Origin of the sequence: Gluconacetobacter takamatsuzukensis (assembly GCF_014174275.1) — a bacterium.
Lineage (GTDB): Bacteria > Pseudomonadota > Alphaproteobacteria > Acetobacterales > Acetobacteraceae > Gluconacetobacter > Gluconacetobacter takamatsuzukensis.
This window is the reverse complement of the sequence record NZ_JABEQK010000015.1, coordinates 50,792-65,271: the sequence shown is the minus strand read 5'-3', so window position 1 is coordinate 65,271 and position 14,480 is coordinate 50,792. Positions and strand designations below refer to the sequence as shown.

Annotated in this window: 7 protein-coding genes; 1 reads left to right on the top strand and 6 read right to left on the bottom strand. The window is 62.8% G+C overall.

Annotation, left to right across the window (positions count from 1 at the left end; genetic code table 11):
* Positions 1 to 57: 57 nt before the first annotated feature.
* The 3 genes from HLH27_RS15535 to HLH27_RS17135 all read right to left on the bottom strand — a co-directional run bounded on the left by HLH27_RS15535 (position 58) and on the right by HLH27_RS17135 (position 2,339).
* Positions 58 to 534, bottom strand: a complete 477-nt coding sequence (locus HLH27_RS15535; protein ID WP_182950956.1) for a hypothetical protein — start codon at positions 532 to 534, stop codon at positions 58 to 60.
* Positions 534 to 1,271 carry a hypothetical protein gene (locus HLH27_RS15530; RefSeq protein WP_182950955.1) on the bottom strand — a complete coding sequence of 246 codons (738 nt, stop codon included), beginning with the start codon at positions 1,269 to 1,271 and terminating at the stop codon, positions 534 to 536. The genes HLH27_RS15535 and HLH27_RS15530 overlap by 1 nt, the downstream gene beginning before the upstream one ends.
* A gap of 402 nt (positions 1,272 to 1,673) precedes the next feature.
* The gene (locus HLH27_RS17135) at positions 1,674 to 2,339 is read right to left on the bottom strand and encodes a hypothetical protein (protein WP_246375942.1); all 666 of its coding nucleotides are present in this window, start codon (positions 2,337 to 2,339) and stop codon (positions 1,674 to 1,676) included.
* Positions 2,340 to 2,904: 565 nt separating this feature from the next.
* On the opposite strand from HLH27_RS17135, the gene HLH27_RS15520 reads away from it, so the two are divergent.
* Positions 2,905 to 4,071, top strand: coding sequence for a nucleotide sugar dehydrogenase (locus tag HLH27_RS15520; RefSeq protein ID WP_182950954.1), 1,167 nt, complete (start codon positions 2,905 to 2,907; stop codon positions 4,069 to 4,071).
* A 200-nt stretch (positions 4,072 to 4,271) separates the two neighbouring features.
* On the opposite strand, the gene HLH27_RS15515 is transcribed toward HLH27_RS15520, so the two are convergent.
* The 3 genes from HLH27_RS15515 to HLH27_RS15505 form a co-directional block, all read right to left on the bottom strand.
* Positions 4,272 to 7,316, bottom strand: a complete 3,045-nt coding sequence (locus HLH27_RS15515; RefSeq protein ID WP_182950950.1) for a TonB-dependent receptor plug domain-containing protein — start codon at positions 7,314 to 7,316, stop codon at positions 4,272 to 4,274.
* Between the two features lie 1,108 nt (positions 7,317 to 8,424).
* Positions 8,425 to 11,073 carry a M1 family metallopeptidase gene (locus tag HLH27_RS15510; RefSeq protein ID WP_182950949.1) on the bottom strand — a complete coding sequence of 883 codons (2,649 nt, stop codon included), beginning with the start codon at positions 11,071 to 11,073 and terminating at the stop codon, positions 8,425 to 8,427.
* 185 nt (positions 11,074 to 11,258) lie between these two features.
* Complete coding sequence (locus tag HLH27_RS15505) at positions 11,259 to 14,279, bottom strand: TonB-dependent receptor plug domain-containing protein (RefSeq protein WP_338029931.1); 3,021 nt, start codon at positions 14,277 to 14,279, stop codon at positions 11,259 to 11,261.
* Positions 14,280 to 14,480 lie beyond the last annotated feature (201 nt).

Genomic DNA, 14,480 nt, shown 5'->3' with positions numbered 1-14,480 from the left:
TGACTCGAGAAACCAAGTCATGCACGCCATCTTTACCATTCTGTCGCTTTTCGCCGGTTACATGTGGGAAATGCTGTCCACGATGGCCTGTACCTGCTTGTCGGCTTTAGTCTTGTCGGCCTCATTTGGGCTGTCGGCCAGTTTGCCGGCTTCATTGAGGTTCTGCATTGCAGCATGATATTGCGCGGCGGAGATGCGTTTGCTCTGTTCCAACGCTGCGAGCCGCCTGCGAAGCGACGCATTCCGATTCTGAAAGGCTTGCAGGCGCTGGCGTTGCTGGGCGACAGCGTCCTGCGCCCATGCGGCTTGGTTCTGCGCGGCGACGGCGTTGCCTTGTGCCTGCGCAGCCTGCTGGCGCAGGAGATTTCGTTGCGCGTCCAAGTCCTGGGTTCTCTGCTGGTAGCCGTTACCAGCAGAGCACCCAATTCCTGTGAACAGATCGGCGCGATTGGGATCGCATTGCTGCGCCGAACACGCGGCCAGCAACGCCAGGGGCAGAAAACCTGCAAGACGGGCGCGAGGTACCTCCATCATCAGCTGACGACCGGGCTCGCGGAGGCGGCCGGCATCGCTCCGACATCCGCCGTCAGCTCATCGACGGCCTTGGAGATCCGGGCGTTCTGCGCATTAAGCGTCGTGGAGATGGTTGCGGCTTCGGCGTTTTTCCGGCCGGTTGCGATGTTTTGGGCGCTGGCGGCGGTCTGGGTGTAATGGGTCTGGACCGCCTGCATCGCGGCGATATCCCGACGGTAATTGGCGATCTTTGCTTGGTAATCCGCGGCTGAAATCTGGTTTGCGGCTAGCTTCTGCCGCAGCACAACCAGATCCTGCTGCGCCTTCGCCGTAGTCTGCTCGGCTGCGGTGGCGTCCTGCTGGGATTGAACGACTTCCTCGCGATAGTGCACGATGGCCTTGTTCGCGCCGTCTTCGCTCATTTGCTGGGCTTGGGTCCGGCTGGCCACGGCGTAACCGATTGCGCCGCCCACCAGTGCGCCGCCCGCGCCTGCGATTGCCGCGTTCGCGGCGCTATGCGTTGCCAGGCCGACGCCGAGCGCTGCCAGGCCACCGACCAAGGCCGCACCTTCACCAACAGTGGTGTTGAATTGTGCCTGACGCTGCCGCAGTTGGTTTTCTTCGGGGCTTACGGACGAATCGTAAGCGGGTGCCGCGCACGCCGACAGAAGCATGCAGCCCGCGATGGCGGCAAGTGGAAGCTTTCCGCATCTATAGTTCATCTGGCGATTACCAGAGTAGGAGAATTTCTCAAGCATATCATGCCCCTGTCATCAGCACGCTATCATCGCAGTAATGGAAAAAAAATCAATGTCGTCTCTTCCATGGCAAAGACCTTTTCTTTGGTCTTCCTATGTGGCTCAAACACACACCTTATGTTATCTTTCTGGACGCCCATGCCTTGCCACAGGCATATGCCCGACGTGTACGACACGTATAGCCGACATCTTACGGAAGATTTTCTACCGGTTCTGGTCGCGGATCGGCTGATCGACGGGGGGGCGATACCTTTTGTGAAGCTATCGGTTTTTCTTATGCGCATGCGGCGCAGCTTTTCACATCTGCACATGCGATAGATCTGCCGGCTGGGATTCATGTCAAGTAGCTTTCCGACGACAACAGCGGTTTGCTGGCTGCCAGCTATCGGCCACGGTGCACTATTAGCGGATCATCTGGAATGTACGAGGGAGGCGGCAGTCGAATACGTGGCGCATGGCCTCCATCGCGATGTCGCTGCCGGGGATTTCCCATGGACAGGCAGGAGTAGAGAAGGAGAAACCGAGATCACTAGGACGGGGAGCGGCTAGGTCGAGGATGGGTTTGTTATCGACGTCATAGGCGCAGATGGTCAGGAGCTGCGGCTTGAACGGGAATTCTGCTGGGCTTCGAGCCGGGCCGTTTCCATCCGTAGCGACGTATACAGATGCAGAGCACCGGGTTGAACCGTCCTCCATGAAGCGTCGCACCGTCGCATGGCAGGGGGAGTGAAAGATCAACGGGAGTTGTGAGCCTTGAATTCCCGTCCGGTGAACCCCACGCGTAACCGCCGGTCGCAATCCTGTCCAGGTAATGCCGGACAGCATCGGCGCGTCCTTCGCGGACAAGAGAGCTTCGGCGGTCTGATCCCCGAAGGAAGGCAGGGGCTGTGACCGATACCAGGCGGGAGCCTGCTGGGCTGAGCCAGCCCATGGCCGGACCCGATTGCGGATCTCGACCATGTTTCGCAGCCTGCCCTGGGTATCGGGGTGACCGAGGCGTGCGCTTTTGGAGACGGCATTACGTGACAGTCTCAGCGCGGCCAGTTCGCCTCGAGTGATGTGCAGCATGTTACTCAGTCATTCTGCCGCGATCAGCCCCGGGACTCGAAAGCTTCGGAGATTAGTTCAGCGTCAAGTATAGCATACTACCTTGTAAATTGGCTGCGCTATGGGATGCGGCAAGGGTTCTGATTGGATGTGTCCGTGTGTTCTGGCGTAGTCATGACATTATGCGGCAAGGCGAGGTATTCCGCGGTCGACTAACCGCAAGTATCGTTGGTTGCCTTCCCCCGCAACCATGAATTCCGTTTGAAATCAAACGCTTAGGCCGCCAAAAAGGGCGGCCTTTTGCGTTCCGGCACCCAATCGGGCCCCAGGTCTCAGGCGGGGGGCTTCGTATGCCGTGGCCCGTGCCATCATTTCGCCTTGGAAAACCGATCATAATATTATCGGGTTGCATTCGACCCTGGGTTTCCGGACCCCCGCCCGTTCGGGGTTGCGATCCCCGGCCCTGTTGCAGACCCTGCAACCAAGAGCTTAACTTCCCTGAGGCTCCACGTTCAGTTGGATGAAAGTTCCCCAGCAGGTCATCATCCGGCTCGTGGACAGCATGGATTGACGAATCGAGGACTATATGAAGATCGCGGTCGCGGGGCTTGGATATGTCGGTTTGTCGAATGCCGTTCTTCTGGCGCAGCACCATGATGTGACGGCGGTCGACATCAGTGCCGCGCGGGTCGAGAAGGTGAACGCACGCCAGTCGCCGATCATCGACAGGGAGATGGAGGAGTTTCTGGCCAACGCGCGGCTTTCGCTGACGGCGACGACCGATTCCGCCGAGGCCTATCGCGATGCCGATTTCGTTATCGTCGCGACCCCCACGAACTACAATACCGAAACCAGCCATTTCGACACATCGTCGGTGGAGGGGGTGATCTCCGAGGTCATCGCGCTGAACCGATCGGCAACCATTGTTATCAAGTCGACGATACCGGTGGGCTTTATCGAGGCCATCCGGTCGCGGATGGGGACCGACCAGGTGATCTTCTCGCCCGAGTTCCTGCGGGAAGGGCGCGCGCTTTACGACAATCTGTATCCCTCGCGCATCATCGTGGGAGAGCGTAGCGCCCGCGCGCGCCGCTTTGCGGATCTGCTGATCGAAGGGGCGATGAAGAAGGACATTTCCGTCCTTCTCACCGATCCGTCCGAAGCCGAGGCCATCAAGCTGTTTGCCAATACCTATCTTGCGCTGCGGGTGGCCTTCTTCAACGAGCTGGACAGCTACGCGCTTTCCCGCACCCTGGACTCGCGCCAGATCATCGATGGGGTGTGCCTCGACCCGCGTATCGGGCAGCATTACAACAACCCGTCCCTGGGCTATGGCGGTTACTGCCTGCCCAAGGATACGAAGCAGTTGCTCGCCAATTACGACCAGGTACCGCAGAATCTGATCTCGGCGGTGGTCGATGCCAACCGCACCCGCAAGGACTTCCTGGCGGAGCGGATCATCGCGCTGAAGCCGAAAGTGGTTGGTATCTATCGCCTGGTGATGAAGGCCGGATCGGATAATTTCCGCCAGAGCGCGATTCAGGGGATCATGAAGCGCGTCAAGGCCAAGGGGATCGAAGTTGTCGTCTATGAGCCTGCCCTGAGCGAGGACAGTTTCTTCAACTCGCGCGTCGTCGGGGATCTGGCGGAGTTCAAGGCGGTTTGCGACGTGATCGTGGCGAACCGGCACGCGCCGGAACTCGCCGATGTCGAGGACAGGCTTTTCACGCGGGATGTGTTCGGCGCCGATTGATATCGGCTGTTCTGCCGGGCGGGGCGGTTTCTCGCTGACGCGGCGGCACTTCAGCGGTTGGTCCCCTTAGCCGGGCGGGCTGTGCCACGCTTTGGGAAACGGGATGGAGAGACCCCAAAGGCATGGCCATGCCGCGAGGCGGCATTTTCCGGTCAAAAAAAGGGTGGTCCCGCAGGACCACCCCCCAGATGTTCGTGTGATCAGAGCGTCACGTTGACGCCGAAGCGGAAGGCGCGGCCGAGCATGCCGGCGGCGGACCAGGACGGGTTGTACAGGTACCCGCCATAGGTGCCGAGATCCAGCGCCGGCTTCCAGTTGCCGACATTGTACATGTTGGCATAGACCGAGAAGCGATTGTTGATACGGTAGGCCAGTGTCAGGTCCACGTCCCAGAAGCTGGGGGCGTTGCACCGGAGGGGGTTGCCATCCAGGGTCGTTTCGCCCGCGAACCCTGTTTGCGCCTGCGAGCAGTCGTTGCGGGTGTTGGGTCCCGTAGCGTCTTCTGCCGTCAGCTTGTAGCCGCTGGTGTAATAGACAGTCGTCGTCAGCGACAATTTGTCATAGGTGAAGGTATTGGCCCAGTTGGCGCGCCAGCGGGGCGTTCCCGAGGCCGAAGTCGTGTTGGCCGGCCCAAGGGTGCCCGCAAAACGTTCGGTGCCGAGGCCCGGATAGGTAACGTTATACCGGAAGATATAGGTGGCCTCTCCCTTGCTGTACCACTTGATCTTCGACAGCTTGCCCGGCAGCGGGATGTTGGCATCCAGGGCGAGGTCGATACCATCGGTCACGAGGGTCGCGCCATTGATATAGCCGAGATTGACGATGCCCGCGCGGGGTGTCGCGTCCGGGTGATCCGGATCGGCGACGTCCGGGATGACCGAAATGCCCGACGGCATGGGAGAGCCGGTGTAATAGGCTTCCAGGGCTGTCGATTGGTTCGCTGTCGTGATGTAGTTTGTTTTCTTGATGTAATAGTAGTCAACGCTCAGATTCATCCAGCGTGTCGGCTGGACGACGGCGCCCCCGGTGAAGCTGGTCGACAGTTCCGGCTTGACGTTGGGGTTGCCGACCGTGTTCAGCGCCAGGCTGTACGCCTGCGCATAGGCGTCGGGGCCCGTGCCTGCGGCATTCTGATGCTGGGCGAGGAAGGCGGACGTGTAGGAATGGCTGGACGGCGTGTCCGTGACGTAGCCGACCGTCTGGCTGTTGGTTTCGGCGAAGCTGGGTACGCGGAAGCCCTTGGAGAAGGTGCCGCGCAGCGTGAATTCCTTGATCGGCTTGATCAGGGCTTCGACCTTGGGCGAGAAGCGGTTGTAGCCGACCGAGTAATTGTCATAGCGGCCGGACACGTCGGCGCTGAAATACTTCACGAACGGAATATAGGTTTCGAAGAAACCGGATTCCACCCAGCGGCTGCCCTTCGCGTAGAAGCCGTTGATACCCATGTACTGGGCGCTGGGGTCGTTCGGGTCGTCGGGGTTGGCGCTGGGGTTGTTCAGCGATTCGTAGCGGATGTTGCCGCCGACGACGAGGTTGACCATGCCGCCCGGCAGCTTGAACAGGCCCTTCTGCAGGGTCAGTTCACCCGAATATTCCGACGAATCCGAGTGCTGCGTCGACCGCGGCGCGATCCAGTTGCGGATGGCGGCCGAGTTCATCGACGGATCGACGAAATTGTAGCTGCCGTCGTTGATGGCCTGCTGGACGCGGCTGAAGATCGGGTAGCCGGTCCGGACAACGGCCAGGTCGTCGGTCATGCCCACGAATGACGCGTTGTATTTCCAGTCCGAACCCCAGTTCGACGGCTCCCAGCCCGAAAGATGGACCGAGCCGCGATAGGCCTGGTTGAACTGGGTGGCGGTGGGGAGCATGTCGCCGAACAGATAATAGATCTGGGCGGCCTGCCCTTGCGCGGCGTACGGGTTGTTGGGGTTGAGCTGCCCGTTGGACAGCAGCGCCGGCAGCGTGATGTTGGCGAAGCTGATATCGCCCGAGCGGCTCTGCGAACGGATGCTGACCGGGGTGGCAGTGTTGTAGTTCTGGTTCTGCGAGTAGGTGAACATACCCGTCAGTTCCGCCCGCTCCCACGGACGCACGGTGAAGTGCGCCGTCGTGCTGATGCGGCGGTCTTCCGGGGCGATCACCTTGTAATTGCCGACGACGTTCTGCTCGCAGATGCTGTTTGCGAACGCGCCGGTGCTGCCGGGGAACGCGCCTGCCGGCACGTTGTGCGCGGTCAGGTTGCCGCAGCTGCCGCCGAGAGGCTGGAGGCCGCCGAGAGGCGTCAGCGTGCCGCTGGAACTGACCGACACCGGCCGGACGAGTGCGGTCGTGGTCGCGCCGATGCCCGTGACCGAGCCGTCGGCCTGGACCGCGTTGGGGTTGGCGTTGTAGCCGCCGATCCCGGTCAGGTCGCCCGTGTTGTAGGGATAGCCACGCTGCGAGTTGAGCAGCATGTCGTCGTTCTGGTACTCGGCGTTGATGTAGAAATTGTAGTTGTCGCGGTCGAGGTCGCCATGGCCGTAGGTGGCGTAGAGGCGCTGGTGGCCCGAATCGCCCTGGCCGCTCAGGCCGCCTTCGGCATTGGCTTCGAAGCCCTTGATCTGCTTGCGGGTGATGAAGTTGATCACGCCCGCGACGGCGTCGGCGCCGTAGGTGGCCGAGGCGCTGTCCTTCTGGACGTCGATCGTCTCCATGATCGACATCGGGATCCAGTTGCTGTCGACGAAGTTGCGTTCGCCGTCATCGGAAAGCGGATAGTAGGCTAGGCGCTGGCCGTCCATGAGGACCAGGGTCGAGTCCGTCGTCAGGCCGCGCAGCGACGGCGCGGTGGCGCCGGCCGCGAAGGCGCCGTTGGCCGAGAAGTTGGCCGGCAGGTTGCCCGAACCGTTGGAGGCAAGCTGCGCCAGGGCCTGGGACGCCGTGGTGATGCCGCGCTGCCGCAGGTCCCGGGACGTCAGATGCGTCATGGGGGAGGCGCTGCGGAAGTTCGGGTCGCGGATCAGCGAGCCCGTCACCACCACGTTTTCGGCTTCCGACGGGGTCGTGGCGATCGGGGCGGTCGATGTCTGGGCCACGATCGCGGTGTTCGGCGCCGCCGCCGTGGCGGTGACGGCCGGGCTGGCGGCCACGGGGACCGTGGCCGGGGTTGCGGCCTTTGTTGCCTTCGTCGTCTTGACGTGATGCTTGCGGTGCGTCTGCGTCGCCGCCGCTGTGCCTTCGGCGAAGACGGGGGTGCACACCATTCCGCTCATGGCCGTGAAGGCAAGGAGAAGAATGTTCTTGCTTCGAAAAGTTCGGGGTGTCGTCTGCTTGGCTCGGCGATCGCCCATGAATTTCTCCAGGATCGGTTAAGTGCTTGGGAGGGAAGATGTTCCGATCTAATTGATGTCGGAACGATTTTTATTTACATGTAACAGGGAGAGCACCGGAGGCAGCCCGTATCCGGCATGCTCCGGCCGGGCTTTTCATTCCACGTCGTGAATGATTGACCTTGTCAAAGAATTACAAAAAAGCATGATGACCGGGCGATTAAGCACCGTTACGTCATGTAGTTTTTGTAATGCTTTTCAGCCATCAGGGCCGGTGCGGACATCGGCCCGATTGTGCCAGGTCCTGGTGCCCCGGTGTGGCATGGCCCTGACAGAAGCGCATGATGATCCGCCCGGTGCCGAAGCGCCGTGCATTACGATCATCCACCCCATGATGCCGAGAACCCATGCTTAACTTCCTATTACATAGCGGTAACAAAATAGGCATAAACGCAACGGTTCTGTCGACTGTTCCATTCAGTTTGTAACGAATTTCGTACGTTATGTTGCATTGGCGCAACATGCGTTCTTCTGTCCGGCGGGGTCTCGTTTTTTGCTCGGAACAGAACAGATGCGGCGTGGGATGTAATAAAATTACCTTAATGAGCCGGCTTGCGATCTTTTCATGGCTCTGTTTTTGTCAATTCTTTCTTTTTTGTGCTGTCCCTTGGGGGTGAGGCAATGGCGCCCCCGTCTTTCCGGGATGGCGGCGGCGGCCGGCCGACGGGCGGCAGGACCGTGGGACGTGGACAGGCCGTGCGGGTAGGCGGAGCAGGCGTCCGGTCCCGTGTTTTCACGTCGCGAGGAGGGGGGCTGTTTCAGACGGCTGGTGATGTGCGGAAGCATGGTGCTGCCGCGGCGGGATTTCTGAAAGGGCCTGGAAGAAAACGCGCCGGGGCGTTGTTCGCGAATCGGTGCGGGCGAACGAGGCCCCGGCGGTGGATCAGGGGTGCGATCGATCGCACCCGGAAATGATCTTGCCGGAGGCGATCGTTTCAGGCCCCGCCGGCCTGAAACGATCGGGTGAAATGCTCCGGCGGTATCAGTGCGACAGGGCCGCCAGCCAGGGGGTCAGGTCGGCCTGGGCCCGGGCCGCGATGGCGGCATTGGCCGCGATCAGGTCCGTGGCCTTGTGTGCCTCGATTTTGGCGCCGGTCGAGGCCGTGGCCGACGGGTCGGCGGCCAGCGCCCTGGCGACGTCCGGGTTGATCGAGTGCGACGCAATGGCCGGCAGGAGCGCGGACTGCGACCACGGGGCCAGGCGCGCGCGGATCTGCTTCTGGGTCTGCGGCTCCTGCACCAGCGACCAGACCAGGTCGGGATTGTCGCTGGAGGCCGCCACGCGGGCCAGCGAGCGGGCGACGCGGCCGTTGGGAATGACGCCGCTATAGGCGATCTGCACGGTCTGGCGGATCAGCGCCGGATCATGCGCCGCCGCCAGCGCGTTGAAGAAGCGCAGCTTGTCCTCGGTGCTGGTGGCGGTGCGCAGCATTTTGGCCAGGGTGGCATAAGTCGCGGCGTCGGCGTGCCGGCCGGCGACGGACGTGACCGGGTCGACCAGGCTGGCCGGCAGGCTGGCGGGGTCTTTCACATAGGCTGCGAAGCGTGCCTGTGCGCCGCTGATGACCGCCGGGTCGTCAAACAGGCCCAGGGCCGAGATCACCTGCGGACGCAGCAGCGTGTCGAGGAAGGATTCATCCGCGCGCGGCGTCCAGCCCAGGCGTGCCATCTGCGGGCCCAGCAGGGCACGGGCGAATGCATGGAACGCGGGCCGCGACGGGGTGCCGCGCTCCATCGTATCCAGCTCCCTCAGATGGGCGATCGTGTCCTGCCAGACGGCGATATTGTCCTCGTGCGTCGCGGGCAGGGCGGCGACCAGGTTCAGCCAGGTGGAAAGCGGGGCCAGGCCGGCCTGGAACAGCGCGTACTGGTCGCCCAGCAGGTTGGCGCGGTCGACGGCGCTGAGCTGGCCGAATGCCTTGCCCAGGGCCGCGAGCGACGCGGCGTCGTAGGCGGTGCGATAATAGCCGTTTTCGCCCGGGTTGGCCTTCAGCGCCTGGTCGCAGCCGGCGAAGGTGAGGTGTGCGGGCTTGTCGGATGTCAGGATGACGCGCTGGGTGGGGGCGCCGGGGCCGCCGACGGTGACGGGGATGTTCCAGCGCGCGGGCAGCGGATTGGGGTCGCTGATGGCGAAGCGGCCCTCGGTCAGCGTCAGGGTCGTCTTGCCGGCTTCGCAGCGTCGGCCGATGGTGACCAGCGGGATGCCCGGCTGTTCGGTGAAGCTGCGGGCGACGGTCGCCACGTCCTGGTGCGAGACCTGCGACAGCGCGGCCCACAGGTCGGCGCTGGTGGTGTTGCCGTAGGCGTGGGCCTTCATGTAGGTGCGCATGCCGTCACGGAAGATGTCGGGACCCAGCCAGTCCTCGACCATGCGGATGACCTGCTCGCCCTTCTGGTAGCTGATCCGGTCGAAGGCGGTGTCGGCCTCGCTGACGTCGTGGATCACCTGCTGGATCGGGTGGGTGGTCGGATGCGCATCCTGCGCCATCGCCTGTTCGCGCTCGTAATGCTGGCGCGGCCACATCTGCCAGGTCGGGTTGAAATGGTCGGTGGCCTTGGTCTCCATCCAGGTGGCGAACCCTTCGTTGAGCCAGATATTGTCCCACCAGCCCATCGTCACCAGGTCGCCCGACCATTGGTGGGCCATTTCATGCGCCACGACGATATAGACGGCTTCCTGCGTCGTGGGGGCGCTGGTCTTGGGGTCGAACAGCAGGTCGTCGTCGATGAAGGTGATGGCGCCCCAGTTTTCCATCGCCCCGGCCTCGTAATTTCCGGGAATGGCGATCAGGTCCATCTTGGGCAGCGGATAGGCGACGCCGAAATAGTCATTGTAGTACGGCAGGATCTGCGAGGCCGCGGCCAGCGCGTACCGTCCCTGCTCCTGCTCGCCGGTGGGGGCGTAGACGTTGATCGGGGTGTCGCCGCCCTTGCCGCTGACCGCCTTCATGTCGCCGGCCACCAGGGCCAGAAGGTAGGTGGACATGCGGGGGGACGTGCCGAAGACCACCCGCTTGGCATGGGCGCCGGCCGGCGTCGACGATTCGATCGGCATGTTGCTGATGGCGGTGAGGTTGGCCGGCAGGGTCGCCGTCAGCTGGAAGGTCGCCTTGAAGGCGGGCTCGTCCCAACCGGGGAACATGCGGCGGGCGTCCGCGACCTCGAACTGCGTCACCAGCATGCGGTGCTGCTTGCCGTCGGTGGTGCGGTAATCGTCGTAATAGATGCCGTTCGGCGTGGCCGGAATGGGGCCGCGATAGACGATCGCCAGCTTGTGCGGGCCGGTGGTCATGGGCTGCGGCAGGGTCAGCGTTGCCGTCTGCGCCTTGTCGTCCTGCGCGATCCTGGCCGGCGTGCCGTCGAGCGTGGCCGATGTCAGCGTCAGGCCCGCCTGGTTCAGCGTGATGCTGGCGGTGGGTGCGGTGACGGTGACGTCGATGTCTTCATGCCCGGTCAGGGACAGGCGCTTGAGGTCGGTGACGATGTTGATCCGATAGGCGCCGGGCACGACATCCTTGGGCAATTGTCCCGGCGCGTGCGCGAAATCGAAGGGGGATTCGGCCAGGGCAGGGCCTGACAGCAGGGCCGTGCTCGCCAGTAGAAGCGTGGCGATGGCGGGTCTGACGTTCATACGGAAGCTCCGGTGTGGTGGACCGTGAATGAGGGTGTCCGGTCGCTATTGTTCCTCTGCCCGATGCGTAAGGCAAATCAACCGGATGCGTGATCGTCCGGTGTGCGAGGATTGCCGGCCGTGGGGCAGGTCGCAAAAAAAAGGGGGTGGTCCAGAAGACCACCCCCCTTCGACGTCGGGTTTCGTCAGAGCTTGACGTTCACGCCGAACTGGAACGAGCGCATGACGACGCCGTTCTGCGACCAGGAAGAGTTGTAGAGATAGCCGCCATAGGTGCCGAAATCGTACGGCGCCCGGAAGCCCAGCAGGTTGTAGACGTTGGCATAGACGCCCCAGCGCGGGCTGATCTGGTAGTTGACCGTCAGGTCGACATCCCACCAGCCTTTGACCTTGCACTGGCCCGTCGGGACGAACGAGCTGGAGAGCTGGGCGTCGGCGCAATTGTTGGCCGTGCCGGAGCCCGTGTAATCCTCGGCCGTCGTCTTGTAGCCGCTGGTGTAATAGACGGTCGGGGTAACCGACAGCTTCTTCCAGGAGAAGGTGTTGGACCAGTTGGCGCGCCACTTCGGCGTGCCCGACGCGGAAACCGCCAGGTACGGACCCAGGGTTCCGGCATAACGGTACACCGAACCGTCCGGGTTGGTCAGGTTCATCTTGTCGACAAAGGTCGCGTTGCCCTTGCTGTACCAATGCACCTCATGCAGGAAGCCCGGCAGTTGGGTATTGATTTCGATCGACAGGTCGAAACCGTCGGTGACCAGCTTGTTGGTGTTGACGTAACCCAGGTTGATGATGCCGGGGCTGGGCTGCGCGTTGGGATGCAGCGGATCGGCCGGGCTCGGCGTGACCGTCACGCCGGCGGGAAGAGCCGCGCCGGACAGATAATCCTCGGCCACGACATCATACTGCACCGGGTTCGGCGCGATGTAGTGGTTCTTGCGAATGTAATAATAGTCCGCGCTCAGGGTCAGCCACTTGGTCGGGCGGAAGATCGGGCCGCCGGAGAAGTTGACCGAGGTTTCCGGCTTCAGGTCCGGATTGCCCGAGGTGTTCACGCCCAGATAGTAGTTCTGCGCGTAATTGTCCTTCGTGCCGTCCGCGTTGAGATGCTGGTTGATGAAGGCGGCGTTCGTGGGCGTGTAGGGGGTGTAGCCGATATTCGACCCGCCGGTTTCAGCGAAGCTGGGAACGCGGAAGCCGTTCGAGAAGGTGCCGCGCAGGGTGAATTTGTCGACCGGCTTGAACTGCACGCCGACCTTCGGCGAGAAGTGGCTGAAGCCTTCGGAGTAGTTGTCGTAACGGCCCGAGACGTCGACGTTCAGCATCTTCACGAACGGAAGATTGACCTCGAAGAAGCCGGATTCGACCCAGCGGCTGCCCCGCGCGTTCACCGGGTTGATGTAGCTGGTGTACTGCGCGCCCGGGTCGTCGGGGTTCAGCGGGTTGGCGTTGGGATCGTTCAGCGCTTCATAACGGATGTTGCCGCCGATCGCCAGCTTGGCCATGCCGCCCGGCAGGCGGAACAGGCCCTTGCTGGCCGACATTTCGCCCGAATATTCCTGCGTCCGCGCGTTCATCACGTTGCGCGGTGCGATCGAATTCAGGACCGCCTGCGAGTTCTGCGACGGATCGACGAAATTGTAGCTGCCGCTGCTGATCGCGTTCTCGATACCGTTGATCGTCGGCACGCCCGTGATCGTCTGGTTCAGCAGCGTGTTCATGCCGACGAAATTGACGTCGTAGTTCCAGTCGGAACCCCAGTTGGACGGTGCCCAGCCGGAATAACGGACCGAGCCGCGGAAGTTCTGGCTGGTCTCGGTCGTCGTCGGGAGCAGATCGCTGAAACGGGAGGCGATCTGCGCTTCCTCGCCCTGGGCCGCGTACGGGTTGTTGGGATTCAGCGACCCGTTTGCCAGGTAGACCGGCTCATAGGTGTTCTGCGCCGTCGCGAGGTCGGCCTGGGTATAGGACGAACCGCCATAGGTGCCGTACGGCGTGCCGGTGATGATCGAACGGGCCTGCGACCACGTGAACATCGCGACCAGCTGTGAACGCTCGGTCACGTTCGCGGTGAAGTGCGCGGTTGCGCTGACGCGGCGCAGGTCGGGGGCGACCTGGGCGAACTTCTGCGAGTTCATGGTGCAGGCCTGGCTGACGCCAGGTGTGCCGGAGACCGTCCCGGTCGCCACGATGCCGCCCAGGCTGTTGCATCCGGCCGACTGATTCAGCAGCTGCCACGGACCTGTTGCCGTGCCCGAGCCGTCGACCGGACGGGCGATCGCCACCGTCGACGGGGTGAAATTGGCAATCGAACTGCCCGACTGGATGTTGTCGTTGCCGTTGGTACCGCCGATACCGGTCAGGTCGCCGCTCTTGTACGGATAGCCGAGCTGACGATAATAGAGCGGATCGTCCTGCTGGTATTCCGAGTTGACGTAGAAATTGTAGCCGTCACGCGCCAGGTCGCCATGGCCGTAGGTGGCGTAGAGGCGCTGGTGGCCGGCATCGCCGCGCTGGGTCAGGCCGCCTTCGGCATTGCCTTCGAAGCCCTGGATTTCCTTGCGGGTGATCATGTTGACCACGCCCGCGACCGCGTCGGCGCCGTAGGTGGCCGAGCCGCCATCCTGCATGACGTCGACCGACTGCATGATGGATTGCGGCATCCAGTTGGTGTCGACGAAGTTGCGCTCGCCGTCATCCGCCAGCGGGTAGTAGGACAGGCGCTGGCCGTCCATCAGCACCAGGGTCGAGTCGGTGCTGAGGCCGCGCAGCGACGGCGCCGAGGCACCGGCCGCGAAGCCACCGCCGGCCGACCAGGCGTTGGTCAGGTTGCCCGCGCCGTTCGACGACAGAAGCTGCAGGGCGTCGGTCACCGTCTTGATGCCGCGCTGCTGGAGGTCTTTCGCCGTGATGTGCGTGATCGGCGAGGCGCTGGTCGTGTTCGGGTCGCGGAACAGCGAGCCCGTGACCATGATCGACTCGGCCTGCGACGGGGCTTCCGGCGCGGCGGCCGCGGCCGAGAGCACCGAAGCGTTGCGGCTTGCCGGGGCCACGACCGGCGCGACGACGGCAGGAGCCGCCGCGGCCGGCGCTGCCGTGACCGGGGTCGCCTTCACGGCCTTGGCCGATTTGGTCGTCCGGACATGGGGCTTGCGGGTTGTGTGGGTCGCCGTTTCCGCCGTCTGGGCGAAAGCGGAGGAGTACATCACCCCGCTCATGGCCGTGAAGGCGAGAAGAAGAACGTTCTTTCGGCGAAGTGTTCGTGCGGTCGTCGGCTTTATCTGGCGATCGCCCATGAATTTCTCCAGGAGATTGACGTGAAGATTTGTAAGCTAGTGTCTCGACAAGAATTCGGCGCCAAGGGCCATGCCAGGCATTTCGACCGAAGAATCTGTCAGAATCGTAAA

Bases quoted from the DNA above. Each gene is read 5' to 3' on its own strand.
- HLH27_RS15530 (WP_182950955.1), bottom strand. From the start codon at position 1,271: ATGCTTGAGAAATTCTCCTACTCTGGTAATCGCCAGATGAACTATAGA.
- HLH27_RS15515 (WP_182950950.1), bottom strand. From the start codon at position 7,316: ATGGTGTGCACCCCCGTCTTCGCCGAAGGCACAGCGGCGGCGACGCAG.
- HLH27_RS17135 (WP_246375942.1), bottom strand. From the start codon at position 2,339: ATGCTGCACATCACTCGAGGCGAACTGGCCGCGCTGAGACTGTCACGT.
- HLH27_RS15535 (WP_182950956.1), bottom strand. From the start codon at position 534: ATGATGGAGGTACCTCGCGCCCGTCTTGCAGGTTTTCTGCCCCTGGCG.
- HLH27_RS15510 (WP_182950949.1), bottom strand. From the start codon at position 11,073: ATGAACGTCAGACCCGCCATCGCCACGCTTCTACTGGCGAGCACGGCC.
- HLH27_RS15505 (WP_338029931.1), bottom strand. From the start codon at position 14,279: ATGTACTCCTCCGCTTTCGCCCAGACGGCGGAAACGGCGACCCACACA.
- HLH27_RS15520 (WP_182950954.1), top strand. From the start codon at position 2,905: ATGAAGATCGCGGTCGCGGGGCTTGGATATGTCGGTTTGTCGAATGCC.